This window comes from Pseudomonas sp. C9 (assembly GCF_002000165.1).
In the GTDB taxonomy this organism is placed as follows: Bacteria; Pseudomonadota; Gammaproteobacteria; order Pseudomonadales; family Pseudomonadaceae; genus Aquipseudomonas.
The window spans coordinates 5,615,408-5,642,221 of the sequence record NZ_MPAK01000001.1 but is presented as its reverse complement, the minus strand read 5'-3'; the positions used below and the strand labels follow the sequence as shown (position 1 = coordinate 5,642,221).

Sequence of the window (26,814 nt, the reverse complement as noted above, 5' to 3'; positions counted from 1 at the left end):
CCTTTTCAATCACGGGCGCCCGGCTCTGGCGTGCTCATTCCCATTTGACGGAATCGGCAGATAATGTCCGTGCGACATAGCTTCATGGACGAAAGGCCCTGAACCCGTAATGGGAGGCACCCATGAAATATACGACCCTGATCGTTGCTGGCCTGATGACGTTCGGCTCTGCCACTGCCTTTGCAGAATACGGCTCCGAACGCATGCAGTATTACTACGAGACTTTGCATCTCGCGCAGCAAAAGGCAAATGGCTTTGAGGTCAAAAACATTGAACTTCGCGTTCCCAGCGATCAAACCGCACAAATGACCGAATCCTACAGACCGAAGTAATCGAAGCCAGCCGGGCGTCCTGATGGACGCCCTTTTTTATGCCTGCTCGAACGCGTTCAAGTGCCCCCCGGTTAAAGGTTCTTGGTCCAGAACAGCATGCGGCCATGGGCCGGGTCGAACATGCCGGCGGCAAAACCGAACTTGCCGTAAGACGCTTGCGCGACGGCGTTACCTTCAAGGACTTCCAGAGTGATCTTGCAGCAGCCACGCTGGCGCGCAATGTCTTCAACTTTTTGCAGCATTTTCTGGCTCAGGCCCAGGCCACGAAACTGCGGCACCACCGACACGTCGTGAACGTTGACCAGCGGTCGGCAGGCAAAGGTCGAAAAGCCTTCGAAGCAGTTGACCAGCCCCGCCGGTGCACCGTCGACAAAGGCCAATACACTGAAGGCGTGGGGACGCTTGGCCAGCTCCCCCGGCAACTGCTGCAGAATATCTTCGGGCAACGAATGCCCTCCGCCCATCGGGTCTTGGGCATAGGCATTGAGCACCACGCCAATGGCTTCGGCATGCACCGGGTTGGTATAGCTGGCCTGAAGTACAAGAATGTCTGCGGATTCCATTTCCATTGTCGCTATCCCATCAAGTGGTTCCGGCGCGTCACTCGCGCCGCGAAGTCGATGGACAGTATCGCGAGTCGTCATCATCGACAACCTGAACCTGCCTCAAACACCCCATATCAGCGTCTCGGCCCATCCCAACTCGGCAAAGTCCGCCGCTCTCAGCCCCGACTCGCCGGCACAGAAAAACTCGTCCAATTGAGGCGGTGCGACCGAGGTGCCGCTGAGCATGGCATGGACCTGGCCGCGATGATGAATCTGGTGTTCAAACAGATGAGACAACAAGCGCAGACGGCTGTCGTGTTGCGGTGTGTCCCGGGCAATGGTCACGACTCGCCCCAAATCTGCATCGCGCAGTTGCTCGCAGTAAGCGATCAGTCGATTGTCCACCAGTGATTGCTCACGCTTGAGATCTGCGCCGAGGGTGAACGGCTCATCCACTTTGAAAAACACGTCGCAATCGGGGTGCGGATCGTCACCGCGCAATTCGCGTTCCAGCGCATCCACGTAAAACCAGTCGCACGTCAGGATGTGATTAAGGGTGGCAATAAGACTGGGGAAGAAGCTGACGCGTGGCGCCGCCAGTTCCGCCGGACTCAATTGACGCCAGGCGTTGGCGAGTCGATGGTTGGCCCAGGCATTTTGATAAGCCATGGTCAGCAAGTGATGAGACAAGGGCTGATGCATGATCGCGGCTCCCAAGTATCAAGCGTCGGCAAAACGCTTTAGCTGCATTTCCTGTAACCGGCTCAAGGTGCGGCGGAACGGGAACTCCAGATACCCCTGCGTGTACAGGGCCTCCATCGGCACCTGCGCTTCGAGGTACAGCGGCACCTTGCGGTCGTAGCACTCGTCCACCAGCGCAATGAAACGCCGCACGCCATCGTCGTTGACTGACAGTTGCGGCAACTCACGGTCCCCCGCCACGACGCGCTCGACACCGTCTTCGGTGCCTCGGGCGATACGTCCTTCACGTTTTTGGGCGCTGAGGTTCGGCACTTCACTCAACAGGATAGCGCTGTAGGTGTCACACAGCGCCACGAAGTCCATCGCCGAAAAAGGCTGCTCGCACAGGTCGGTATAACGACACCACAGCACGCTGGCACTGGCTTGAACGACATTGACGCAACGGTAGCCAACCGTGACCGGCTCGCTGGACACTGTCTGGCCGACGGTCAACGCCTTGAACACGTCGCCGAGCGCGTCGGGATGCGCGGCATCGGTCACCCAGTAACGCTGCAAGGCAGTGCCCGGATGCAGGCGATGATCTTCGCTGCCTTCCACGGCGATCACCTGCATGTGTTGCTTGATCGCCTCAATGGCGGGCACGAAGCGGTCACGATTGAAGCCATCGGCATAGAGCTGATCCGGCGGCTGATTGGACGTACACACCATCACCATGCCTTGCTCGAACATCACTTGGAACAAGCGCCCGAGAATGATCGCGTCGCCGATATCGTTGACGAACAGCTCGTCAAAACACAGCACCCGCACTTCCTCGCTCAACTCGCGCGCCAACGCCTTCAAGGGGTCGGCGGTGCCAGTCAGTTGAAACGACCGCTGGTGCACCCAGCCCATGAAATGGTGGAAGTGTTGACGCCGGGCCGGCACGCGCAGGTTTTGATAGAACTGATCCATCAACCAGGTCTTGCCGCGCCCGACCGGCCCCCAAAGGTAGACGCCAGTGATTGGCGTGTGACCTTCAAGCAACGCTTCGTGGCATTTTTGCAGCGCCCACACCGCGTGTTCCTGGGCTTCGTCCTGGACGAAACCCAAGTGTTCAACGGCGTGTTGCCAGGCGCTTAACGGAGAGTCGACATTCATGCGCGGGAGTATACGTCCGATCTGTAACCACTGCCGAACGCCGCACACGGGCTGTAGCAGCTCGGCCTGTAGCAGCTGCCGAGCCTGCGAGGCTGCGTTCGGCGACGCAGTCGTCGTAAACCCTGCGAATGCGGTTTTCCTGTTACACCGCAGAGCCTGATTTCACGACGACTGCGTCGCCGAACGCAGCCTCGCAGGCTCGGCAGCTGCTACAGCACGAACGCAAACTCGGCAGCTGCTACAGAGAGATGTCCAGCCGGGCGATCTTGCCCTGGTCGTTAAGGCGGAACATGTAACGCAACTCAAGCGGGCTGCCGGGAAACGTACCGGAGATCAGGTTGTGTACCAGCACTTTGCCCGTGCGCTGCTGCACATCCAGCACCTCGACCCGGGGTTGATAGCGCTGCGCGGTGTCTTCCATCCATTGGGCAATCGCGCGGGTGCCGATCTGGTGCTGACCCTCATCGAACACATTGGCGTCCTCGGCAAAAAAACTGGCGACCCTGGAGGTGTCATGCGCATTGGCGGCGGCAATGTAAGCAGCGATGGCGGGCGCCAGTGAAGAGGCGGGATTGGACATGTTTGCGGCTCCTTGTCAGTTGATTCTGGAGCCATGCTAAAACAAGCCTGTGTCAGTTCTTGTCAGGAGTGAAACGCCCAGCCTCATCCAGTTGCATCTGCTTGCGCCAGATACGCAGCAAGTCACTACGCCGCCCCGGATATCGCTCGCCCTGCTCATTGGCGGCCGAAATCCGGTCGGTGCGAAAGGTCCGATAGGCACTGCGTAATTCGCACCAGGCAACAATGATCCGCACTTCATTGAGAAACCCCAACGCCAGCGGCCAGATCAGCCGTTGACTAGGCACCTTGTTAGCGTCTGCGTAGTCGATGCTCAGCTTGGACTGGTCGCGGATGGCCTGGCGAAACACGCCCAACGGCACGGCATTTTCCGGATAGCCATAACCGGGCGGGCCCGGCAGCACCGTCGGGTTGCGCAACGCGTCCTGGGCTTCTGGGGCCAGTACGGCGGCAATCTTGGCCAAGGCGTCGGCTGCCGCTTTGCTCAACACCTCGTCACCGCGCTGATCGACGTAGCGCAAACCCAGCACGATGGCTTCGGTTTCGTCGGCATTGAGCATCAAGGGCGGCAGAAACAGACCGCTGCGCAGCACATAACCGACCCCTGCTTCGCCGAAAATCGGTGCGCCAAGCGCCGTCAGTTCGGCGATATCGCGGTACAGCGTGCGCTCGGAAATCTCCAGTTCGCTGGCGAGCGTTGCCGCCGTCACCGGCCGACTCTTGCCCCGCAGCACTTGCAACAACGTGAGTAGACGAGTGGTTCGCGACACGATGGGCAGGCTCTTTCTGAAAAAGTTGTCGGAGCTTAGCAGAGGCCCCTGTCAGAAAGTGGCAGCAGCGAGTGGGTCCGTTGGTCGCTTGTTTGGCCTCCATGGAAAAGCGTGTTGACGCCATAGATTATCGACATCATATTTAATACATGTCGCAAAACATCTATATTAAATCCCGGCGTTTTTCCTTCAGGAGTCACCCCATGCATTACAAAGTTTTTGGTCGCAAAACCGGCTTGCGCGTTTCGGAATTGGCGTTGGGCGCCGGTAACTTCGGCACCGGTTGGGGGCATGGCGCGGAACGTGACGAAGCCAAGCGTATTTTCGACGGCTACCTGGAAGCCGGCGGCAATTTCATCGACACCGCCAACGGCTATCAGGCCGGACAATCTGAAGTGATGCTCAGCGAATTTATCGCAGCAGAGCGCGATCGCCTGGTCATCGCCAGCAAATACACCTTGGGGACGACACCGTCGGCGAGCATTTCCCACACTGGCAACAACCGCAAAAACATGGTCCGCGCCGTCGAAGAAAGCCTGAAGCGGCTCAAAACCGATCACCTGGACGTGTTCTGGGCGCACATGAGCGATGGCGTGACACCGATGGAAGAAATCCTGCGCGGCTTCGACGACCTGGTGCGCACCGGCAAGATCCATTACGCAGGGCTGTCAAACTTTCCGGCATGGCGCATCGCCCGCACCGACGTGTTGGCCGAGGTGCGCGGTTTTGCACCCATTACGGCGATTCAAGTGGAATACAGCCTGGCCGAACGTACCGCCGAGCGTGAACAACTTCCGATGGCCGAAGCCTTGGGGCTGGCCGCGACGTTATGGTCGCCGCTGGGTGGCGGGTTCCTCACCGGCAAGTACCGCTCCAACGAGGGCGACAACCGCGGGAACAAACTCGGCATCCTGATCCACGCGGAAAAAGGCGCCCGCGAAACAGCCCTCCTTGACACGTTGCTCGCCGTTGCGGCCGAGCTGGAGGCCAGCCCGACGCACGTAGCCATTGCCTGGTTGCGCGCAAAAGCCCAGCGTTCGACTACCGCGCTGATTCCGATTCTGGGGTCGCGCACCCGTGAGCAACTGGACGCGACGCTCGGTGCGCTGAATGTGCAACTGAGCGTGGATCAATTGGCGCGACTGGATGGCGTCAGCGATGTGGCCAAAGGTGTGCCGCACGAAACACTTGCCGGATCGTTTTCACGGTTTAGCGGTGACCAAACCCTCGACCTGCCGATCATCCCGGTGGCCTGACAGTGATTAAATGTGGGAGCGGGCTTGCTCGCGAAGGCGGTGTGTCAGTCAGCATTTGTACCGGCTGAGACTCTGCCTTCGCGAACAAGCCCGCTCCCACATTTCGATTTGTGTTTACAGGTCAACCTTGTGTCTGGCCGCATACAAACACAGCATTTCCATCGCCAATGTCGCCGCCGCCAGTGAGGTAATGTCGGCGTGATCGTAGGCCGGTGCGACTTCCACCACGTCCATTCCTACCAGATTGATCCCGCGCAACCCGCCCAGAATCTCCAGCGCCTGCACCGTGCTCAAGCCACCGCACACCGGCGTCCCGGTGCCCGGGGCGAACGCCGGGTCGAGGCAATCGATATCGAACGTCAGGTACACCGGGTTATCCCCTACCCTCGCCCGGATCGCCTCGACGATCGCTTCGCAGCCCTGGCGATGCACCTGACGCGCATCCAGCACCTGAAAACCCTGGTGATCGTCGTTGGTGGTGCGCAAACCGATCTGCACCGAGCGCGATGGATCCACCAGCCCTTCCCTGGCCGCATGCCAGAACATGGTGCCGTGGTCGACCCGCTTGCCGTCCTCGTCCGGCCAGGTGTCGCTGTGGGCGTCGAAATGGATCAGCGACAACGCACCATGCTTGCGCGCATGGGCCTTGAGCAGCGGATAGGTAATGAAGTGGTCCCCGCCAAAGGTCAGCATCGCGCTGCCGCTGTTCAATATGTGCTCCGCGTGGGTCTCGATGCTTTCCGGGATCGTGTGTGGTGAGCCGTAATCGAAGTCGCAATCGCCGTAGTCGGTGACAGCCAAGTGATCGAACGGATCGAACGTCCAGGGCCAGTGACGTTCCCAGGCAATCCCGGTCGAGGCCGCCCGAATCCCGCGTGGCCCGAAGCGTGCGCCGGGACGGTTGCTGGTGGCGGTGTCGAACGGGACACCGCTGACCGCGACGTCAACACCGCGCAAGTCACGGCTGTAGCGACGGCGCATGAAACTGGTGATGCCGGCGTAGGTGCTTTCGGCGGCAGTCCCATAGAGGCTGTCGCGGGTCATGGCCTGGTCGTTTTGCATCGGGACGTCCATGGTGATCTCCTTTTTATTATTGATGGCTACGGAACGTGGTCCACAGACGTGTGCGCTGGCGCAGATCCTTGAGGCTCATGCTTTGGTCGGCGTACAAGCGTTCGCGCATCTCGGGCAACGGAAAGATGTCCGGGTCGGTGCGCACGGCTTCATCCACCAGCGGCGTTGCCGCCTGGTTGGCCGTGGCGAAAAACAGCGTGTTGGTCAGCGCCGCGACGGATTCGGGGCGCAACATGAACTCGATAAATGCCCGGGCAGCTTCGGGGTGCGGTGCGTCCTTGGGGATCGCCAGGTTGTCCTGCCAGACCAGCGTGCCCTCCTTCGGAATCCGGTAGACCACTTCGAACGGTTTGTTGGCCTTGTGCGCCTGATCGGCCGCCATGCTGGCATCACCGTTGTAGGTCAGCGCCAGGCAAACGCTGCCATTGGCCAGATCGCTGATCTGCCGGCCGGTGGCGACGTACAGCACATTCGGTTGCAATTGATGCAACAACGCCTCGGCGGCAGCCAGATCCGCCTTGTCGGTGCTGTAGGGATCTTTACCCAGATAATGCAGCGCCAGGCCGATCACCTCTTGCGGCGAATCGAGAATGGCGATGCCGCAGTCTTTCAGTTTGCTGGCGTATTGCGGTTTGAACAGCAAGTCCAGGCTATTGAGCGGCACGTTCGGCAAACGCTGCTGGACCGCTTGCACGTTCATCCCCAAACCCAATGTGCCCCAGGTATAAGGCACGCCGTAGCGGTTACCGGGGTCGACGGCGGCGAGTTTCTCCAGCAAATCGGGGTCGAGGTTGGCGTAACCCTTCAGGCCTTCATGGAGGATTTCCTTCAGCGCCCCTGCCGCCAGCCCACGGGCCAACACGCTGGACGATGGCACCACCACGTCATAACCGCTGCCGCCGGTCAGCAGCTTGGTTTCCAGCACTTCGGAGGAGTCGAAGGTGTCGTAGCGCACGTGAATACCGGTTTCCTGCTCGAACCGCTGCAAGGTTTCGGGCGCCACGTAATCGGCCCAACTGTAGAGATTGAGAGTCTTTTCCTCGGCCTGGGCCGAGGCGGCCATGGCGAGGAACAGCGCGGGTAAACACAGCTTGAAGACGGGAACCATGACGAGCACCTGACCAGGGGAAGTGGATGCAGCGTGCTCGCTCGGATACATTGGCGAAATACCAAGTTTGTTAACCTGACTTTATGGCGGAGTAATGTTTGATGCTCGGGCAACTTCACGACCTCGACCTGCAACTGCTGCGCCTGTTTGTCCGTGTGGTGGAGTGCGGCGGTTTCAGCGCGGCCCAAGGTGAGCTGGGTTTGAGCCAGTCGAGCATCAGCCAGCAAATGGCCAGGCTCGAAACCCGGCTCGGTTATCGCTTGTGCAGTCGTGGCAAGGGCGGGTTCAAGATCACGCCCAAGGGTGAGCAGCTGTTGACCGCGACGCGCGGGTTGTTTGAGTCCATCGAAGCGTTTCGTCATCAATCCAATGGCGTGGCGGGCCGATTGATCGGCGAAGTGCGCCTGGGCCTGTCCGAGGCCCTCGATCAATCGGTGCTGCAGCGGGTGGCCGATGCGATCCGACGCTTTCGTGAGCGAGACGAATCGGTGCGCATCGAGTTGATCAGCGCCATGCCAGGCGAAATGGAACGCCTGCTGCTACAACAACGACTTGACCTGGCCATCGGCTATTTTTCGCAGGTGCAGGGCGCCTTTGACTACCGCGAACTGTTCACCGAAACCCAGCATTTGTATTGCGCCGCCGGCCATCCGTTGTTCACCGATGACGCGCCGAGCGACGACGCCCTGCACGCCTGTGACCGAGTCGATCACCCCTACCGTTTTTTGCGCAGTGACGAGCCGTTCCAGGGCAAATTGTGCTCGGCGCGCTCCGAGCAAGTCGAAGGCACCCTCGCCTTCATTCTGTCGGGCAAACACGTGGGCTACTTGCCTGATCACTTTGCCCGCAGCTGGGAAGACAAGGGGTTGCTGCGCGCCGTGCGAGAAGGTGATTTGAGCTTTGAGGTGGCGTTCCACCTGGCCCGTCACCGCGCCGTGGTACCGGGCGATGCGCAGAAGGCCTTTGAAGAAGACCTGCTCGCTGCATTTGAATGAATTCCCAGCGATGATCGTTCCCACGCGGAGCACGGGAACGAGAAAACCTGACCTTTCAGGCAGTTATTGTGCGTTGCCCTCGCTGTCCGCTGCTGGCATCCTGCGCCTCCATTTTCCGACCCGGCCCGCCTTTTGGCACGCAAACCATCATGACCGCCTCTGAAAAAGCCCCCGCCTTGCGCAACAACGACCTGATCTACGGCCTCAACGACCGCCCGCACCTGACCGCGACGGTATTCGCCGCCCTGCAACATGTGTTGGCGAGTTTTGTCGGCATCATCACCCCGACCCTGATCATGGGCGGTGCGCTCGGCCTGCAAAGTGAAGTGCCCTACCTGATCAGCATGGCGCTGTTCGTTTCCGGCCTGGGCACCTTTGTCCAAGCACGGCGCTTTGGCCCGATCGGCTCCGGCTTGCTGTGCCTGCAAGGCACCAGTTTCTCGTTCATCAGTGTGATTCTCAGTGCCGGGTTCATGGTCAAGGCACGGGGCGGCGGCACCGATGAAATCCTCTCGACGATCTTTGGCGTGTGCTTTTTTGCGGCGTTCATTGAAGTGGTGCTGAGCCAGTTCATCGGCAAACTGCGGATGCTCATCACCCCGGTGGTGACCGGCACCATCATCACCCTCATGGGCTTGTCGCTGATCAAAGTGGCCATGACCGACATCGCCGGCGGCTTCGGTGCACCGGACCTCGGCGCGGCCAGCCACTTGGCGCTGGCGGCGCTGGTGCTCGGCACAATTGTGCTGTTGAACCGGGTCGATGTGCCGTTCCTGCGCCTCGGTGCGATCGTCATCGGCCTGACGTTGGGCTATGTCGTGGCCTGGCTGATGGGCGACGTCAGTTTCGCCAGCCTGCCCGATGTTCCGCTGATGAGCGTGCCGGTGCCGTTCAAGTACGGTTTTAACTTCGATTGGGTCGCGTTTGTGCCGGTTGCGGTGATTTTCCTGGTGTCGCCCCTCGAGGCCGCCGGTGACCTGACCGCCAACTCGATGATTTCCCGGCAACCGGTCAAAGGCCCGGTCTACATTCGCCGGATCAAATCCGGCCTGCTCGCCGATGGCCTCAACTCGGCCATGGCGGCGGTGTTCAACAGCATGCCGATGGTCACGTTTGCGCAGAACAACGGCGTGATCCAGCTCACCGGCGTCGCCAGTCGTTACGTGGCGTTTTTCATCGCCGGTTTGCTGGTGCTGCTGGGGTTGTTCCCGATGATCGGCGCGGTGCTGCAACTGATGCCAAAACCCGTGCTTGGCGGCGCCGAGCTAGTGATGTTCGGCACCGTGGCAGTGGCCGGGATCAAGATTCTCGCCGAAGCCGGCCTGCATCGACGCAACATGCTGATCGTGGCGATATCCCTCGGCATGGGCCTGGGTGTGGCGGCGGTGCCAGAGGTGTTGCGCGAGTTACCGATGGCGTTGCACAACATTTTTGAATCGCCGATTACCGTCGGGGCGTTGTGCGCCATCGCGTTGAACATCTTCCTGCCCGAGGAGTTCATCGAGCTGGAAGAAGACGATTTCGACCCGGAAGCCTCGATCCTTCAGGTCATGGAAAACCCCGATATTACGAGGTGAAGCGTACGCCGGGCTTAGGTCGTTCATCGACGGTGAGCTCAAACACATCCGGGCGCGCATAGTGCCCGACCACGTCGTAGTCATATCGCGCGCGGATCAAATCGTCGGTGTCGATATGCGCCGTGAGCAAACCGGCGCCGTCACGCAGCGGCCCGGCCAGGATATCGCCCATCGGGCCGACAATGACGCTGCCACCGGCAATCAGTGGCCGATCCGCCGGCCAGTTGGCGATGTCCACGCCCAAGGCTTGCGGTGAATCCTGGACCTGGCAAGCGCTGACCACAAAGCAGCGGCCTTCATGGGCGATGTGACGCATGCTGACCTGCCACATCTCGCGCTCGTCTACCGTCGGCGCACACCACACCTCGATGCCTTTGGCGTACATCGCAGTGCGCAGCAGCGGCATCATGTTTTCCCAGCACACCACCGCGCCAATGCGCCCGACCTGACTGTCGATCACCGGCAACGTCGAGCCATCGCCCTTGCCCCAGATCAGCCGTTCGGTGCCGGTGGGCATCAACTTGCGGTGTTTGGCCACGAGCCCGGCCTGCGGGTCGAAATACAGCGCCGTGCAATGCAGCGTACTGCCCGCGCGTTCAATCACGCCGACCACCAGATTGGCCCCGGTACGCGCCGACAAACCGGCCAGGGCTTCAGTCTCGGCGCCCGGTACATCGATGGCGTTGGCGAAATAGCGGGCAAATGCTTCACGACCTTCCGGCAGCCGATAACCCAGTTGCGTACCAAACCCTTCGCCCTTGGGGTATCCACCCAGCAATGCTTCGGGCATCACCACCAATTGGGCGCCGGATTCGGCAATGGCGTTTTCCCAGGCAAGAATCTGCTCCAGGGTGTCGGCCTTGCCACCGGGCAAGGAGCCGATTTGCAGCGCGGCAACAATTGACTTGGGCATCGCAGTGACTCCATTGGCATCAGGTGTTGCTCATTCTCCGGCGCCACGGGATCATGAATAAAGCCCGATTCGCTGCTGAATGATATGAACCCTATGAATATCGCCACCGTCGATCTCAACTTGCTCAAAGTCTTCGAAGCGTTGCATGAGGAGTCCAGCGCCAGCCGCGCGGCCTTACGCCTGGGCGTGACGCAATCAGCGGTCAGTGCCGCGTTGCGTCGACTACGCGAGGTGTATGGCGATCAATTGTTTGTGCGCACCGGACGTGGACTGGCACCGACGCTCAAGGCCAACCAACTGAAACCGGTGGTCAGCGACGCCTTGAACAAATGCCGTCAGAGCCTGGCCATGGTCGATCCGGCGGCCAATCATTACGAAGGTCGCTCCGTAACGGTGGGGATGTCGGATGATTTTGAAATCGCCTATGGCCGGCGATTGATCGAAGAAGTGGCGCGTACCGCACCGAAGCTGCGGCTGATCTTCCGGCAAACCCACAGCCAGATCGTCGCCCATGCGTTGATGGAACGCAGCATCGATCTGGCGATCACCGCCGGTGGATTCGCCGAACGGTTGCTCAGTCGTCAGGTATTGGGTGAAGGCGGATACAGGTGCCTGGTGGATCGCGCCAGCCTGACCGAAGGGCAATCCATCATCAGTCTTGAGGAGTTTGTTGCCCGCGATCACATCCTGGTGTCGTCCGGTGGTTTTATCGGTATCACCGATGAAGGGCTGGCGGCACTGGGGCTCAGTCGGCGGGTGTGTGCGTCGACCACGCACTTTGCCGCGTTGCCCCATCTGCTCAAGGGCAGTCAGGCGGTGGCGACCATTCCGGCGCACGCCGCGCAAAGCATCGCGGCGCTCAGTGGCCTGGCGTTGCTGCCCTGCCCTTTGGCGTTGCCGCGTTACCCGATCGAACTGGGCTGGCGTACTAGCACTCAGCTCGACCCGGTGGTGTTGAAAGTGCGTGAGGCGATTGTCGCGTGTTTTGCCTGAAAAACGGCCTTACTTGTTGGCGGCCATGAGGCGGTTGATTTCACTGCGCACCATGTTGGCGTATTCCGGTGGTGACATTGCGTCGAGTTCGGCCCGGACCCACTCAGCCCACTTGCCTTTACGCTTGGCGCGCTCACCGAACAACCGCGCCGCCTCCCCCTTGGATTTGCCCAGGTTGCTTTGCCAGAGGTCGAACAGACGGGACTTTTCATCTTCCAGCGCCGCGCGCTCGGCGAGGGGTTTGTCGGCCAGATTGAAGCTCATGGGAATTTCCTGCTGCGTAAAATAGGCGACATCTTACACTGTAGGACGAAATGTCCGACTCGGGATTTTCCATCCTGTAGGCTCATCGGAAACATTCACTGCAACTTTTTCGTTGCCGCCAGACTCCATTGTTCACTGTCCACTTACCTGCAAGGAGTACCTCAATGGCTCGCAAAACCGCCGCACAATTGGCCGAAGAGCAAATCAAGGACCTGGCATTCAGCGAGCTGGCAACGCTGATCGAAGAGTCGGAAAAGCTGCTCAACAGCAGCGCCGCGCTGGTCGGCGATGACGCAGAGACCCTGCGTGAGCAAATCGCCTTGAAACTTCAGCAGGCACGGGACTCCGTCAGCCGTGCGCGCGACCGGGCCCAACCCGCCGTCGACGCCACCGAAACCTACATTGGTGGTCACCCATGGCAAACCGTCGCCATCTCTGCCGGGTTCGGGCTGGTGGTCGGATTGTTGTTGGGTCGACGTTAAACGGTGCTGGGTTAAACAGCAAAAAGGCGAGCATTGCGCTCGCCTTTTTCATGCCTGCCTTACACAGGTTTGTAGCAGCTTTCAGCAGGCACGGGACTCCGTCAGCCGTGCGCGCGACCGGGCCCAACCCGCCGTCGACGCCACCGAAACCTACATTGGTGGTCACCCATGGCAAACCGTCGCCATCTCTGCCGGGTTCGGGCTGGTGGTCGGATTGTTGTTGGGTCGACGTTAAACGGTGCTGGGTTAAACAGCAAAAAGGCGAGCATTGCGCTCGCCTTTTTCATGCCTGCCTTACACAGGTTTGTAGCAGCTGGCGCAGCCTGCGTCCGGCTGCGCAGCAGTCGTAAATCCTATACACGCGGATGTCCTGAAACACCGTATCGTTTGATTTTACGACTGCTGCGCAGCCGGACGCAGGCTTCGCCAGCTGCTACAGGATTGTCGTTTCCTTGTTACTGCGCGAGTGCTCGCAGGTTCGCCAGCGTCTCGGCGTCCAGCGAAATGCCTTGAGCAACGGACTTGGCCCGTTGCTGGTGGCGTCGATCACCCGGAAGGCGCTTGAGGCCCACGCCGTGCATCTGCCGCACCAGTTCCTGACTGCGTTCGGCAAAATTTTGCCCGGCCGACTTGCTTGGATAGCAGCCGGACGCAGGCTTCGCCAGCTGCTACAGGATTGTCGTTTCCTTGTTACTGCGCGAGTGCTCGCAGGTTCGCCAGCGTCTCGGCGTCCAGCGAAATGCCTTGAGCAACGGACTTGGCCCGTTGCTGGTGGCGTCGATCACCCGGAAGGCGCTTGAGGCCCACGCCGTGCATCTGCCGCACCAGTTCCTGACTGCGTTCGGCAAAATTTTGCCCGGCCGACTTGCTTGGATCGATCACGATCAGCAATTGGCCAGTCCAGGGAGTCTTGGCGCCCGGGTGATTAGACCAATCGAACTCAAAGGAAAAATTGCCGCCAGTCAGCGCTGCCGCCAACAGTTCCACCATCATCGACAGTGCCGACCCTTTGTGCCCGCCAAAGGGCAGCAATGCGCCGCCTTCGAGAATCGCTTTCGGGTCCTGTGTCGGCTGGCCCAGACTGTCCACGCCCATGCCCGCCGGCAAGCGCTCCCCCTTGCGTGCTGCAATCTGCACATCGCCATGGGCAATCGCACTGGTGGCAAGGTCAAAGACAATCGGCTCGCCATCGGCCCGGGGGGCGGCGAACGCAATCGGGTTGGTGCCGAACAGCGGACGATCGGCGCCGTGCGGCACCACGCAGGTCATGCTGTTGACCACGCTCAGCGCCACCAGCCCTTCATAGGCAAAGGGTTCGACGTCCGGCCACAAGGCGGCGAAATGGTGCGAGTTGCGAATCGCCAGCACCGCAATGCCGGCACTGCGGGCCTTTTCCACCAACAGTGCGCGTGCCGCCGCCAGCGCCGGTTGGGCAAAACCATTGCCGGCATCGACGCTGACGAACCCCGAGGCAACGTCTTCTACCACCGGCACGGCCTGGCCATTGACCCAACCGCTTTTCAGGGTCGAGACATAACCGGGAATACGAAACACACCGTGACTGTGAGCACCATCGCGCTCGGCGCCGGCGCAGTTGCGAGCCAGGGTTCCAGCGACCTCGGCAGAGGTGCCGTGGCGTACAAAAATCTGTTCGAGCAATTGAACGAGCGCGTCGAAATCGAGCGTTTGGGTGTTCGAACTGACGGCCATTTCGGGCGATGCGGTCATCTGAAGCTCCAGTTTTATTATTGAGTACGGGCAACAGGGTGAAACAAGGTTGCAAGGCAACCCAAAAGAGTCGCCGATTAAGCGCTGCTGTACCGGCGTCCTGTCAAGCCTCGGCCACCTGATTGGTTCAAGCAATATGTACCGCACGCAACCTGTCGACTGACCGTATCGTTTTTCCTCCAGCCAATAGTCAGCGATTGCCAACCGATCGCGGCAAATCGAGGAAGAACAATGAGTGATCCCTCCGCCCCCTATTTTTTCGACGAGGCAGAACGCGCCTCCACCGCCCGCCAGCCCGGTGACCGCGAAAAAGCACTGAACTTCACCCTTGACGACCTGAAGTGGTTGAAGAACGTGTATTTGGCGACCGAGGTCGCCCGTATCGCGCAAAAAGACCCTATGCACGTTTACCTGCTGCTACTGAACAGGCCGGGCACGCCGGATATTCCATTGGCTGGCACTTTTGCCATGAGTCGCCCGGATGATGGCGAAGTCACGCTTTACACGCCGTGGAAAGGGTTGGTCAAGTTCGCGGACATGGACGACCTCAAAAGCAAGCTCAAGGAATGGCTGGCGTCGAACCCTGGCAAACGTGAGTTGTTACGCTTTCTCACTATCGATCAACGCCGCGCGCTATCCGCCACCGCGGCAGCTGATATTTCCACGACAGAAATCCCGGGCGCGGTGTTTCAAGACCAACAGGTCCGGCTTGAACGCAACCAGGAACAGAACATCCAGACCATGATGGACCAGTTGCTCAACCTGCCAACGCTGCAATCAATGCTCGATGGCACTTTGAAAAACGTGTTGCACAAACCGTTTCCGGCCCTGGACCAGCGTCTGACGCGACTGAAGAGTTTTGTCAGTACCCCTTCGGCCTTCGACGAACGTGAACCCCGGCACACGATAACGTCGCTATCGCTCAATGACGCCCTCCTTCACTTTTACCTGGCCAACCAGTGGCCTGCGGGCGACTCCAGGCTCTTTGCCCATCCCGGACACGGCCTGAGCAGCGATGCCGATAACCTGGCGTGGGAAAGCGCGGTAAAAGAAATCGCCCACAGTTTCACGCCTCACTTGCACAGCCAGCTCGATGTGTTCTGGAACACCGCCATGAGCAATGGTCTGTCGCGCCGGGCGTTTTTCAGCGAAGGCTTGCGCGATACGTTCCACCATAAGCTTCTACTCCAGCGCCAGGAGGGCACGTTGACGACGCAGGAGTACCTGCAACTGATGAACCTCAGCCTCGCGCCCACGGATGCTCTGAGCATTGAAAAAGTGCGGGTGACCGCCCCCTTCAAGCATTACGTGGAACTGGCCTCGGCCTTGATGATTGGAGGCGCCGACACATTGGCTTTTCTGTACACCCCGTCTCGTGGCATTGAAGCCGCTGACACACTGTCGGCAGTCAAAAAAATCGTGCTGAACATGCTCAAAAGCGAGGGATATGAAGACACCTTGCTCAACTTCATGTCGCTGGAGGAACGCACCACGTTTCTGGGCCTGCCGCCCGATGAACGCTTGATTGAAGGCGCCCCCGTCGTGCAGCCGGCATTTGAAGACATCATGACCACCATCATCGACAAGCAACGCGACAACCTCAGTCATGCCTTGAGCCGTTACCGTGAAAGCGAAGGCACGCTGTCGCCCTATGCCTTGCTCGATAGTGCACTGGATGTCCGTGGTCTGATCGACGACCGCCTGCTGGCCTTCGACGCTGCCGGCCGCTGGAGTACACGGGTCGACCAGCGCTGGAGTGCGCAACCGGTGACCGTACGAGCCGAGTCGGCCAAGGAAGGGCTGGTGCGGCTTGATTCGGTTGCGCAGGCGCTTGATCAACTCCTGGACAAGCATCCGGCCATTCCCCCAGGCCTGCGCACCCTCACCCAGGTACAGAGCCTTGTCAGTTCGTCCGTGGAGAACTTGCAATCAAGTTTTACCCAGACCCTGTCAACGGCGTTGCGCACTGAGTTGAACCTGCGCACGGTCGCAAGGACCTTGGGATCGGCGGAACAGGCCATCATCAAAACCGTGCTCGACAGCCCGGTGCATTTGCAGCGAGCCGCATTGAACGGTTTTTTGCCGCAGGTGTTTTCCCTGGCGCTGCAGGCAAGCGGCGTGGCCGCCCCTATGAAACTGGCCAGTTGTTTTGTGCTGACCGAACGCGGTGGCCTGGACCCGAAGCATTCGGGCAAGGCCATCTTGTGGACGCCGGCATTGGGATTCGAAGCCTTCGAGGCACTGCCTCGATTACATGCCGAGCTCGATCATCGCCTAAATGACGACACGTTGCGCTTGACCCTTTTGGAGAACCTCAGCCGTAGCGAACGATTACCGGGCAGACGTTACACACGGGCGCCACTTCAGCAGATACACGGGCATTTTCTCGATCACCTTCAAAAGCCCCATGTCCATCTCGACCAGACGTTTATCACTCGCGCACTGGCCACGCCACTCCCTTCCGCGCCACTGACCGACCTGCTGAACCTGGTGGCGTTACGACAGCCGCTGACGGGATTGCGCCGTGCGACGGAGATTGCCCTGTCACTGACGACTCAACAAAAACTGCCGGCATGGCTGGCCAAGGCGTCCCTTAAAGATCTGGTGCTGCACGGGGAACTGCTGCAGCAATACCTCGATTGCGTCAAGGACGACCAGGATTACCTCACGGGCCTACAGTCACTGCAGCGCACGGCTCACGCTGAACTGGAAAAACAACTCAAGACAGACGATTTCAATATCGACCCGGACAAGGTCCTGATCCGGATCAGCGCACGCCCCACTTCGTCGCCCCGTACTCAAACCCTCACCGACTTTGCATTGACGCCTTTCAAGGAACTGGACCAGGCCCGATTCAATCTGGAATCGCTTGATAACACCGTGATTCCCAAGGAGATGGACGAGCGCTACATCAACGAACTGATACGAAACCTGAAATCGGGTGAGCAACAGCAGAAAATACTGAACGAAGCCCTTGCAGATACCCCGGCCAATGCCGATCGCAGAAAACGCTTTTACCGACAACTGCCCTGGCAACTGATGCATTACGCCCACACGGAAAAACTGCAGGAACGCCTGAGTGAATCGGGATTTGATCTGGTCCGGCAAATCATGGACATGCCCGACGCCATCGCCCGCGCGGCAGTCGACGGTGCCCACGCAATCATTCGTCCGCTGGAATTCCTGGGGATCAAGCCGGCACAGACGATCAAGGTTGCGGGTGTCTACTTGATCGGTTCGGCAACAGATAGCGCAATGCCCCAAGTCCTTGTCGCGCCACACAGCCCTCTTCACGGGATCAAGGAATATGAAAACGAAGGGCAACTGCTGGCGGAGTTGAAAGCGCGGGGACCGCTGCTCGACTGGCTACTCACACACCTGCCGCAACCCGACCGGACACTGCTGGAATACCGGATGGCAATCACTCACAACCGTGGCACTCGAGCAGCAACGTCTTCCGAACCCCGCACCAGCGAGGTAATACTGGCGTCCAATCCGATCAATGGGCACCTGTTCAGCCAGTTGTTCAATGACAATGCGGCGCTGTTGGGTCGATTGCTCGGTTGTCAGGCCGACGACAAAAAACACGGTGAATGGGCGACCATCAAGCACGTGCTGAGCGAAGACCTGCACGAGACCGTCTCGTTTTTCATGGGAAAACTCACTTACCCCATCACCGTGTGGCGCAGTTACCGCGACATCAAGCAATCCGCTGAAGACCTTCAGACGCATAAGTGGGGCGCGGCGATAAGAGCGTTCATCAGCGGCATTGCTCAACTGGCATCGTTACGGCAATCGCAGGCGTTTCAAAGCAAGATACCTTCGACGCCGGATTCCACTGTGCCGCAGGCGCCCGCCCCCGAATTCAAATGGCATGACGTCGACATCACCGGCCCTGAACGCACGCACTTGAAGCGCCATGAAAGCATCGAAGTCGACCTGGGTTCACTGACCCTGGACGCATCGCGTGGACTCTATACCCATCCAAAAACCGCAAAACATTACGCCCCCGTTGAAGGAAAGGTGTTTGCGGTCGCCAGGCATGGCACTCGCTGGCGCATTGCAGGTAACCAGATCCGTGGCCCTCTATTACTCCAAAACACAGCGAAACAATGGGGCCTTGACCGGAAAACGTCACAGCCCCACTTCAGCCTTCTCGACCGATTGGATACGGCCATGGCGGTGTGGGGCGGCATGAACATCGACGCCAGTGGAATGGTGCAAATCCGACAAAGGTTTCCGTACAAGGCGCGTCAGATCGAAGAGGCACTGGACCAGGCCACTACCTATGCCTGGACCTGCTTTCGCAATCTGCACTTGCTGAAGAATTCCGAAGAGACCCAGACCCCGGTTCATCAGATCGTCACCGACTTTATCGGCATAGAGCATGTATTGCCCGCGCACGTGGAACAGTTGGAAAAAACCGTGACCGAGGTGTTTGCAGCCTTGCTCGACCCCACGCTCAGGAAGCCCGACTCCGATCGTTTTGTGGTCGGCCGGATGGTCGGCGCGACGGATGCGTTTGCCTTCATCGCGCCTAAGGATGCGAAGCGAAAGCTACACCTGGTTGAAAAGTTCTTCAGTCCCGGCTTCGAACACTACCGCCAGCACCTGCGCGACAGGCAATTCCCTATCGGTGCGCATAGCCGTGCGATGACGATTATTCATGAGCTGTCACACATCGCCTGCAAGGCTGAAGACATTGCCTACCTCGATGTCAGCCGTCCATTCGCGGATCTGATAGGGACGTCCACCACGATTGCCAAAATGCTCAAAACCGCGTTGTCCGAGGCTCAAAGCACCGGGCTTTCAGTCAAGACACCCTATACCCAGCTATTCATGACCCCTGACCCTGATACCGGCGAGTGGGAGGAACTGGGTAATACGTCTCATGAAGATACTCGGCGGGTCAAAGATCATGTTTTAAAGTTGACCGGCGCAGAAAACCTCAGCGGCGCCCGTCATACCTTCAAGAAAGATCCCCTGGTCCGGCTTAAGGTACAGCTGAGTAACGCCGACAGCATCGCCTGGTTGATCGGTCATTTGGGACGACAACTTCACGTCAATGCCCCCTGACCTGAAAAACTCAATTGATAGTTAATTGCCATGACGGCAGTTAGAATGCCGGAAATCAGGACGAGTCAATGACCGACAATTCTCCACTGCCAGCCAAATATGACGCGATCACCGATGCCGCAGCGCACTGGTGCTTGCGTCTGCACGCTATCGACTGCACGGCCCAGGAGCGGGTCGCCTTCGAACAATGGCGTGACGTTCATCCGCTGCATGCGATTGAGTACGAGGCCATGCTGGAGATCTGGGAGGTCGCAGGGGAGTTACCGCGCTCCAAAGCGGACGACCCCGCTGCTCGCTCCAGACCCGCCATGCCGTGGCGCCGTGTCGGCATCGCCGTCGCGTTTTGCGCAGTGGTGCTGCCGCTCGTGGCTTTCAGCGGCTGGAACTTGGGGTGGTTCCCTGATTCGTACCAGCATTTTGAAGCCAGCGACACGGTCCGTCAGGTCACCCTGAGCGACGGCACCCAGGTTGAACTGAACCTTGGCAGTGAGTTGACGTTCAGCCACTACAAGGATCAACGTCGGGTGACGTTGAAAAAAGGCGAAGCCTTCTTCAGTGTCCACCCTGACACGGTGCACCCGTTTGTCGTCAAGGCCGCCAGCGGCAGGATTCGGGTGACCGGCACCCGATTCAATGTCTGGATGTACGAAGATCAGGTCCGTGTGAACCTGATCGAAGGTTCGTTGCTGGTCACCAGTAACGATGACCTTCCCGGCAATGGTTTATCTCTGGGGCCCGCCATGCAAGCGCGCTACAGCGAGGGCGACTACACACCGCAAATCAGTCAAACCTCTTCCGGCGATAATGCCCTGGCCTGGCGCAGTGGCAAACTCATCGTCGATGATCTGGCGCTCATCGATGTCTTGCCGCTGATCAATCGTTACCTGAGCAAACCCGTCACGGTGGCCGATCACCGCACCGGCCAGATCCGCCTTGGCGGTATCTACAACATCAAGGACCTGAACAACCTGGTGGCATCTCTGCCCAAGGTGCTACCGGTTTACCTGACCCGAAACCAGGACGGTAACCCGGTCATCAATTCCATTCCGCAACAAGCCCCCAAAAGCTGAAGGCCGCAATCCTGTGGCAGGTGTGGTCGCGCCGGGTTGACCCTCCAGGCGCACTTTTTGGAGTGCGGCACAGAATCCTCGTGCGAAAACAAAAGACAAAAAAGTGACCCGGCAACGGCATTCCAGATGACCGTCATCACATGCCACTCACATACTGCCGACAAATTTTCTACATTCCGGCCCTCATTATTTGTCGGGCTCGTTCAACTCAATGAATGAAAGCACCCATCACATTTCCTGGCCGGTTCGGAAAAGGAGTTTTTGCATGTACAACTCGCATCTGCCAACGGACGGTAGCAACGCGCCCACAAGCCCTGCCATGGGCACCGCAATTTTCGAGCAACGCGGTGAGCACCATGTCAATGAACGGATCAGATTGCTGCTTAAAAGCTTTGGCCTGCGAACCAGCCTGATTCGCCTGAAAGTGATCGACGCCTTGCTGGTCGCCGCCGAAAACGAACGCAGCCTTGGCGTGCGCGGTGTACACAGCCAGTTGATGGACCTGGATATTCCCCTGTCCTTCCTCAGTGTGCGAGAAGTGTTGAAACGATTGTGCAGCGAAGGCGTGATCATGCTCAATCCGGACAAAAGCTACAGCCTGCATCCGCACGCCATAGCCATGCTCCATCGCGAGCCCTCAGCTCAAGATGCATCGCTCAAGGCTTGACCTTGCGACGCATCACGCCATTGATCACCACCACGATCACCGCCACGCCGATGGCGATGTACTGAAACACCTTCTCAGTGATGACACCTTCATTTTGCAAATACGAAAGGCCGAACATGATCCCCAGCACGACCAGAGCGATCAAAATCGAGTATTTCAAACGTTGCGATTGAGTCATTGCCAGTTCCTGAACCTGTAAAAGTATCCACTTTGTATCCGAATGCATGCCAACCCCCTACCTTTCTGCGGGGATGATGCGCTGCAAACGGAGTCTCATGTTACAGCCGATGACGAGTTTTGGCTCCATAGCGGCGTAACCATGAGGATTTTGAAATGTTTCGTCGAATCACACAGCTGATTCCCCTGCTTGCACTCCTGGCCTTGAGTGGCTGCATCGTTTTCCCCCATGGTGGCTGGCACGGCGACCACCACTATGACCGTGGCGGACCTGGTTATTATCAACATCGATAACTTCCAACTGGCTCGAAGGGTATCCATTTTTTCATTTTACATGTAGGAAACTTCCCATAATCGCCGAGCTAATGCCCGCCCTTATTGCGGCATTTTCGTACAAATTATTTACCCCTACCCCTCGCAACGCGCATTGCAACATAGTGAAAATTTTTGAAACCTTAAGTCTCAATCGTTGATTGGAAGTACCCCTGTTCGCTGGATACTCTTATTGCGCAAAACGATAGTCCGCTATTCAACTTGCAGCGAAAACAGGAAAGCCATGGACAAGCCATTGATAAATATAAGTCCACATCATTTGCTTGGCTTTTGCTTCGCAATAACATTATTCGAACTACTCACTTATATGGCCAGTGACATGATCATGCCCGCCATGTTGACCGTCACCCATGAACTGAACGCCAGTGCCCGACATGTTCCTTTCGCCTTCAATCTGTATTTGGCGGGAGGCATACTTTTGCAATGGCTTATCGGGCCTCTCTCCGACCACTTCGGTCGCCGCAAAATGTTACTCATCGGCTGTGCGGTATTCGCTCTGGCGTGTAGCGCTGCCTTCGGTGTGCAAAGCATTTATGCGTTCAACGGTTTACGCCTGATCCAGGGCCTGGGCCTGGGGTTTGTCATTGCTGTCAGCTATCCCGCCTTGCAAGAAGTGTTCTGCGAAGCCGACGCGGTAAAAATCATGGCGCTGCTGGGCAACGTCGCACTGCTTTCTCCCCTCCTTGGGCCGTTGCTTGGCAGCCTGTTATTAGAGTGGCTGACGTGGCGGGAGCTGTTTTTACTGCTGGGATTCGGTGGCGTAATGGTCTGGTCGGGGCTTTACCTGTTCATGCCGGAAACCGTGGGCACATTGCGCCATGACGGTGTGCGCCTGGTGGCTGTGCCGTTTGAATGGCGCGGCACTGTTCGTCGCTATGCGGCGTTGCTCAACAACCGGCGATTCCTGAACGCCACTGTCGCGCTGGGTATCATGAGCCTGCCCTTGATTGCCTGGATAGGGCTGGCACCGGTGTTGCTGATGCAGAACCTGGGGTTATCGCCGCTTGAATACGGACTGTGGCAGATCCCGGTATTTGCTGCCGTCATTGTCGGCAACCTGATACTCAACCGATTGATCGCCAAGACTGACATCCCACAGTTGATTCGATACGCGCTCTGGCCGTTGTGCGCAGGGCTCATCGCATTGGTCATCCTCAGCGCCTTCGGTGCGTCGACTCCCTGGTTGATCGCGTGCCTGGGGCTATACGCCGTCGGCCTGGGCATGAGCAATGCCGCACTGTATCGCCTGGCGTTATTTACCAGCGACGACAGCAAAGGCCTGGTCTCGGCCATGGTGGGCATGCTCTCGATCATGGTCATGGGCAGCGGCGGGTCAATTCTCGCAGCCGCCGGCGCCGGCAACAGCCATGAATCCTTCTCCCTGATGGCGGGTATCGCGGGGCTCCTGTGCCTATGGCCCCTGCGATTTCTTTTCCGGCGCAACGCTGTCGCGATTGCCGCCTGATCCCTGAGCAAAGGTCTTTTGATGATCCATTTACCTCACACCGATGCGCTGTGCGCGCTAACGAAACCCTATTGTCTGGATTCGGTGCCAGACGGCCTGTTCGATCGGGCGATGAGCGAAATCAGTCTGTTCCATTGCCAGCACACACCTGGCTATGAACGCTGGCTGCACGCCAATGGACTGGATGCCAAGGCGTTAATGTCGATGGATGACTGGTCAAGACTGCCGCCGGTTTTCGCCAACTTTTTCAAACGCCATTTACTATTGGGACCGTCGGGCGAAGGCGCGCTGGAGCTGACATCGTCAGGCACCAGCGGCCAAAAAAGCCGGATGCGCTATGACACGCGAAGCATGGCCGCAGCCCAAGGCATGGTGAACCACATTTTCCGACATTACGGCTGGGACACCCCCGACAGCCCCTGCAACTACTTGCTTTTGAGCTATGAACCCGAAGCGACCATCAGTCTGGGAACCGCCTACACCGATCAGTTTTTATGCAGTTATGCGCCCGTCAACCGGGTCGTTTACGGATTGCGCCTGACTGGCAGTGGCCACGCGTTTGATCTGTTTGGCATCGTCCGCGCCTTGCAGGAATTCGCCGAAGAAGGTTTGCCCGTGCGCATTCTCGGATTTCCGGCGTTCCTGTCCCACGCGCTGCAACACATGATCGACACCGGCATCGCGGACCTCAAACTACCAGCCGAGTCATTGGTGTTTCTCGGTGGTGGCTGGAAAACCCAGGCCGCACAGCAGATTCCTCTGTCACAGCTGTATGAGCGAATCAATTGCCAACTGGGTATCGAGTTGTCCCGCTGCCGGGATGGCTTTGGTGCCGTCGAACACGCCGTGCCCTACGTCCAGTGTGCTCACCAGCACTTCCATGTGCCGGTGTATTCAAAAGTCTTCGTACGCAACCCCACTGATTTCAGCGTCCAGCCTTATGGCCAGCGCGGCTTGCTTGGGTTTGTGTCGCCGTACATTTCTTCAAGCCCGGCGCATGCCGTAGTGATGAACGATCTGGCAACGCTACACCCCGGCGCAACCTGCGGGTGCGGCCTGGCGACCGACTGGTTTGAACTGCATGGACGCGCCGGAACCTCTGCCAGCCGAAGCTGCGCGATGGCCGCGTCCGAACTTATTGGAGGGGTGTGACATGTATTTGATCAATGGCCAACTGCGTGACGATGTCCCCCTTGAGTCAACGCTTGAGCGTCTACACCAACAACTGCCACGCCTGCTGAGTGGGCCGATCGACAGTGACACCGTGATCGAAACCGCCGCTCGTTTTGCGTTGCGATTACAGACCATTCGGCTTGATCTACCCCTCGATGAAGAACAACACCAAGGGCTAATCGACTTCTGCCAACGCGAAAATCTCAGTACAAAGCTTGAGCGAGAACTGGGCGTTCAACCACGCTCGCTACGCCGAATCGACTACCGGCAAACGAGTTTTGAAAGCTGGCACCCACTGGGGCTGGTGGTTCATGTGACACCGGGCAATGCCCCGATGCTGGCGTTCTGCGCGGTCGTCGAAAGCCTGCTGGCCGGCAACATCAACTGGCTGCGCCCCAGCGCCAGTGATGAAGGATTGACTGCGCGACTGCTCGCCGCCCTGGTGCAGTGCGACAACAGTGGCAAACTGGCCGATTTCATTGCGGTCTTGCCTGTCAGCACCGCGCAGATCCCTCAACTTTGCGCTCACGCTGATGGTGTGTCGGCCTGGGGGGGTGAAATGGCCCTTCAGGCCATTCGCCAGCACCTGCGCGCCGGCTGTCGCTGGATCGACTGGGGGCACAGAATCAGTTTCGCCTACCTGTCGCCAGACGCGGCCACTGTTCCAATGCTGGATGCGTTGGTGGACGAGGTTTGCAGTCTGGATCAACAGGCCTGCTCCAGCCCGCAATGGTTGCTCGTCGACAGCTGCGACCCGGGTGTCTTGCAGGACCTGGGTGAACGACTGGTCGAAGCGTTCAATCGTCGCGCCCCGCAGTGGCCGGCGCTGGTACCGACAGATCAGGAAGCTTCGGAAATCATCACCCGAACCGCCATGGCCCGGCTGGAGCAGTGCTTTGCTGACAAGGTCGGTCAGGTCTGGGCCGGCGCCGGATGGCGAATCATCTGGGAGCACGATCAAACGTTGGCGCCGTCGCCGTTGTTTCGCACGCTGCTACTTAAACCGGTGCCGCAACACTTGATCGCCGAGGCGTTATTGCCGTGGCGCACCGTGCTGCAGAGCTGTGCATTGATATGTTCTTCCACACAAACTCCCCTTCTGGTGCGCACGTTGGTCAGCGCCGGGGTCACGCGCATTGCGCCTTGCGGGTTTATTCACGATGGCTACACCGGTGAGCCGCATGACGGCGTCTACGCCCTGTCGCGCCTGAGTCGTCGCCTCTCGGTGAGCTTGTCACCGGACGCGGCGACCTGCCGGGCGACACTCGACGCGCGACCTGCGCAACCCGACATACGCCAAGCCCCGATCATGGATAAAAACGCGTTCATGACTCAGCCAGTCAGTGCCGCGGCACAGCTTTACTTTCGTTCGGGAGGAAGCAGCGGCACACCGGCGTTGGCGGGATTCAGTTATCGCGACTTCCAGCGACAGATGCGCGCAGCCGCCGATGGCATGTTTGCCGCAGGCCTAAATCCTGCTACGGACCGGGTGATGAACCTGTTTTACGGCGGAAACTTGTACGGCGGTTTTTTCAGCTTTTCCACGATTCTTGAACAAATGGGTGTGACCCACTTCCCGATGGGGGCACCGCCGAATGACGACTTCAGCGAAATAGCCCGGATGATCGTGGACCACCACGTCACCGTGCTGATCGGCATGCCGAGCACCTTGCACCGCTTGTTCTTCAATGAACAGGAGCTTCTTCGGGCTTATGGCGGCATTGACAAAGTGTTCCTCGGCGGCGAACACCCGGCGGAGGCCAGCCTGCGGCTGATGGAAAGTTGTGGGGTGGTAAAGACTCGCTCGGCGATCTATGGCTCGGTCGACGCAGGCCCTCTTGGACATGCCTGCGCCGCGACGGCCAATGGGGTGTTTCATTTGATGTGCGATACCCAGCACCTGGAGATCGTACACATCGAACAGGATGTGCCGGTTCGGGCCGATGAGGTCGGTCGTTTACTGTTCACTTCCCGGGCGCGGGAAGGTCAGGATGTGCACCGGTATGACGTGGGCGATACCGGTCGCTGGGTACCCGGAGCTTGCCCTTGCGGGCTCGAGTCGCCGCGATTCGAATTGCTTCAGCGCCACGGCAAGTTGCTGCGGATCGGCACACAATTCATTTCACCGCAGGCGTTGCAAGACAGCGTCGGCCGACCGATTCAAATCATCCTGGACCATGCGCCGGACGGTATGGAACGGCTGCGCGTTCTGGTGAATTCAGACACCGATGAAGTTCTACACAATCTGTTGACTGATGAATCTTTGGCTAACGCGGTGAACGATTCATTTTTAACGGTGGAAGTTCACGAGTGTGCTGAATCGGCCTTCACAAGAAACACACACAGTGGCAAAACTCCGTTGATCATTGATAAACGAACATAAATAGATCGCTATTTG

General features: G+C 58.7%; 23 protein-coding genes and 2 pseudogenes. 13 read left to right on the top strand and 12 right to left on the bottom strand.

Annotated features, from left to right (window positions below; genetic code table 11):
- Positions 1 to 122: 122 nt before the first annotated feature.
- The gene (locus tag BMS17_RS26315) at positions 123 to 332 is read left to right on the top strand and encodes a hypothetical protein (RefSeq protein WP_046033086.1); all 210 of its coding nucleotides are present in this window, start codon (positions 123 to 125) and stop codon (positions 330 to 332) included.
- A gap of 71 nt (positions 333 to 403) precedes the next feature.
- Here the strand turns inward: BMS17_RS26315 and BMS17_RS26310 are convergent, their stop codons facing one another.
- From BMS17_RS26310 to BMS17_RS26290, 5 genes are all read right to left on the bottom strand, one after another.
- Positions 404 to 895, bottom strand: coding sequence for a GNAT family N-acetyltransferase (locus BMS17_RS26310; protein ID WP_046033187.1), 492 nt, complete (start codon positions 893 to 895; stop codon positions 404 to 406).
- Positions 896 to 997: 102 nt separating this feature from the next.
- The gene (locus BMS17_RS26305; RefSeq protein WP_046033085.1) at positions 998 to 1,579 is read right to left on the bottom strand and encodes a DinB family protein; all 582 of its coding nucleotides are present in this window, start codon (positions 1,577 to 1,579) and stop codon (positions 998 to 1,000) included.
- Positions 1,580 to 1,597: 18 nt separating this feature from the next.
- A complete protein-coding gene (zapE, locus tag BMS17_RS26300; protein ID WP_077432114.1) occupies positions 1,598 to 2,716 on the bottom strand; it encodes a cell division protein ZapE in 1,119 nt (372 codons plus the stop codon).
- A gap of 238 nt (positions 2,717 to 2,954) precedes the next feature.
- On the bottom strand, positions 2,955 to 3,296 hold the full coding sequence (locus tag BMS17_RS26295) for a nuclear transport factor 2 family protein (RefSeq protein ID WP_046033083.1): 342 nt from the start codon (positions 3,294 to 3,296) through the stop codon (positions 2,955 to 2,957).
- Positions 3,297 to 3,348: 52 nt separating this feature from the next.
- A complete protein-coding gene (locus tag BMS17_RS26290; protein WP_046033082.1) occupies positions 3,349 to 4,065 on the bottom strand; it encodes a YafY family protein in 717 nt (238 codons plus the stop codon).
- 203 nt (positions 4,066 to 4,268) lie between these two features.
- Here BMS17_RS26290 and BMS17_RS26285 point away from each other — a divergent pair, with 203 nt between their 5' ends.
- The gene (locus BMS17_RS26285; protein ID WP_046033081.1) at positions 4,269 to 5,321 is read left to right on the top strand and encodes an aldo/keto reductase; all 1,053 of its coding nucleotides are present in this window, start codon (positions 4,269 to 4,271) and stop codon (positions 5,319 to 5,321) included.
- A gap of 114 nt (positions 5,322 to 5,435) precedes the next feature.
- Here BMS17_RS26285 and speB read toward each other — a convergent pair whose 3' ends face one another.
- Entirely contained in the window at positions 5,436 to 6,395 is a 960-nt protein-coding gene (gene speB / locus BMS17_RS26280; RefSeq protein ID WP_077432113.1) for an agmatinase, read from the bottom strand.
- 16 nt (positions 6,396 to 6,411) lie between these two features.
- Positions 6,412 to 7,503, bottom strand: coding sequence for a polyamine ABC transporter substrate-binding protein (locus BMS17_RS26275; RefSeq protein WP_077432112.1), 1,092 nt, complete (start codon positions 7,501 to 7,503; stop codon positions 6,412 to 6,414).
- 101 nt (positions 7,504 to 7,604) lie between these two features.
- Here BMS17_RS26275 and BMS17_RS26270 point away from each other — a divergent pair, with 101 nt between their 5' ends.
- Positions 7,605 to 8,498, top strand: coding sequence for a LysR family transcriptional regulator (locus BMS17_RS26270; protein ID WP_077432111.1), 894 nt, complete (start codon positions 7,605 to 7,607; stop codon positions 8,496 to 8,498).
- 149 nt (positions 8,499 to 8,647) lie between these two features.
- Positions 8,648 to 10,075: a nucleobase:cation symporter-2 family protein gene (locus BMS17_RS26265; RefSeq protein ID WP_077432110.1), complete on the top strand. Its 1,428-nt coding sequence runs from the start codon at positions 8,648 to 8,650 to the stop codon at positions 10,073 to 10,075.
- On the opposite strand, the gene BMS17_RS26260 is transcribed toward BMS17_RS26265, so the two are convergent.
- Entirely contained in the window at positions 10,065 to 10,988 is a 924-nt protein-coding gene (locus BMS17_RS26260; protein WP_046033076.1) for a carbon-nitrogen hydrolase family protein, read from the bottom strand. The genes BMS17_RS26265 and BMS17_RS26260 overlap by 11 nt on opposite strands.
- Before the next feature lie 84 nt (positions 10,989 to 11,072).
- Here BMS17_RS26260 and BMS17_RS26255 point away from each other — a divergent pair, with 84 nt between their 5' ends.
- Entirely contained in the window at positions 11,073 to 11,981 is a 909-nt protein-coding gene (locus tag BMS17_RS26255) for a LysR family transcriptional regulator (RefSeq protein ID WP_077432109.1), read from the top strand.
- 9 nt (positions 11,982 to 11,990) lie between these two features.
- Here the strand turns inward: BMS17_RS26255 and BMS17_RS26250 are convergent, their stop codons facing one another.
- Positions 11,991 to 12,245: a hypothetical protein gene (locus BMS17_RS26250; RefSeq protein ID WP_046033074.1), complete on the bottom strand. Its 255-nt coding sequence runs from the start codon at positions 12,243 to 12,245 to the stop codon at positions 11,991 to 11,993.
- 164 nt (positions 12,246 to 12,409) lie between these two features.
- Here BMS17_RS26250 and BMS17_RS26245 point away from each other — a divergent pair, with 164 nt between their 5' ends.
- Both BMS17_RS26245 and BMS17_RS26240 read left to right on the top strand, forming a co-directional pair.
- Complete coding sequence (locus tag BMS17_RS26245) at positions 12,410 to 12,727, top strand: YqjD family protein (protein WP_046033073.1); 318 nt, start codon at positions 12,410 to 12,412, stop codon at positions 12,725 to 12,727.
- 112 nt (positions 12,728 to 12,839) lie between these two features.
- Positions 12,840 to 12,962: pseudogene (locus tag BMS17_RS26240) on the top strand (YqjD family protein); the annotation flags it as partial.
- Positions 12,963 to 13,182: 220 nt separating this feature from the next.
- Here BMS17_RS26240 and BMS17_RS30200 read toward each other — a convergent pair.
- Both BMS17_RS30200 and BMS17_RS26235 read right to left on the bottom strand, forming a co-directional pair.
- A pseudogene (locus BMS17_RS30200) lies at positions 13,183 to 13,365 on the bottom strand (Ldh family oxidoreductase); the annotation flags it as partial.
- Positions 13,366 to 13,417: 52 nt separating this feature from the next.
- Positions 13,418 to 14,455, bottom strand: coding sequence for an Ldh family oxidoreductase (locus BMS17_RS26235; protein ID WP_046033072.1), 1,038 nt, complete (start codon positions 14,453 to 14,455; stop codon positions 13,418 to 13,420).
- Positions 14,456 to 14,686: 231 nt separating this feature from the next.
- On the opposite strand from BMS17_RS26235, the gene BMS17_RS26230 reads away from it, so the two are divergent.
- From BMS17_RS26230 to BMS17_RS26220, 3 genes are all read left to right on the top strand, one after another.
- On the top strand, positions 14,687 to 19,531 hold the full coding sequence (locus tag BMS17_RS26230; RefSeq protein WP_077432108.1) for a dermonecrotic toxin domain-containing protein: 4,845 nt from the start codon (positions 14,687 to 14,689) through the stop codon (positions 19,529 to 19,531).
- 68 nt (positions 19,532 to 19,599) lie between these two features.
- Positions 19,600 to 20,601 (top strand): FecR family protein, encoded by a 1,002-nt coding sequence (locus tag BMS17_RS26225; RefSeq protein ID WP_046033070.1) that lies wholly within the window; start codon positions 19,600 to 19,602, stop codon positions 20,599 to 20,601.
- A 265-nt stretch (positions 20,602 to 20,866) separates the two neighbouring features.
- Complete coding sequence (locus BMS17_RS26220) at positions 20,867 to 21,268, top strand: fe2+ zn2+ uptake regulation protein (RefSeq protein WP_046033069.1); 402 nt, start codon at positions 20,867 to 20,869, stop codon at positions 21,266 to 21,268.
- On the opposite strand, the gene BMS17_RS26215 is transcribed toward BMS17_RS26220, so the two are convergent.
- On the bottom strand, positions 21,258 to 21,446 hold the full coding sequence (locus BMS17_RS26215; RefSeq protein WP_046033068.1) for a hypothetical protein: 189 nt from the start codon (positions 21,444 to 21,446) through the stop codon (positions 21,258 to 21,260). The genes BMS17_RS26220 and BMS17_RS26215 overlap by 11 nt on opposite strands.
- A 555-nt stretch (positions 21,447 to 22,001) precedes the next feature.
- Here BMS17_RS26215 and BMS17_RS26210 point away from each other — a divergent pair.
- The 3 genes from BMS17_RS26210 to BMS17_RS26200 are packed head-to-tail and all read left to right on the top strand — an operon-like array spanning position 22,002 to position 26,799.
- The gene (locus BMS17_RS26210) at positions 22,002 to 23,243 is read left to right on the top strand and encodes an MdfA family multidrug efflux MFS transporter (RefSeq protein ID WP_046033066.1); all 1,242 of its coding nucleotides are present in this window, start codon (positions 22,002 to 22,004) and stop codon (positions 23,241 to 23,243) included.
- Between the two features lie 21 nt (positions 23,244 to 23,264).
- A complete protein-coding gene (locus tag BMS17_RS26205; RefSeq protein ID WP_046033065.1) occupies positions 23,265 to 24,395 on the top strand; it encodes an acyl-protein synthase in 1,131 nt (376 codons plus the stop codon).
- 1 nt (position 24,396) lies between these two features.
- A complete protein-coding gene (locus BMS17_RS26200; RefSeq protein ID WP_046033064.1) occupies positions 24,397 to 26,799 on the top strand; it encodes an acyl-CoA reductase in 2,403 nt (800 codons plus the stop codon).
- Positions 26,800 to 26,814 lie beyond the last annotated feature (15 nt).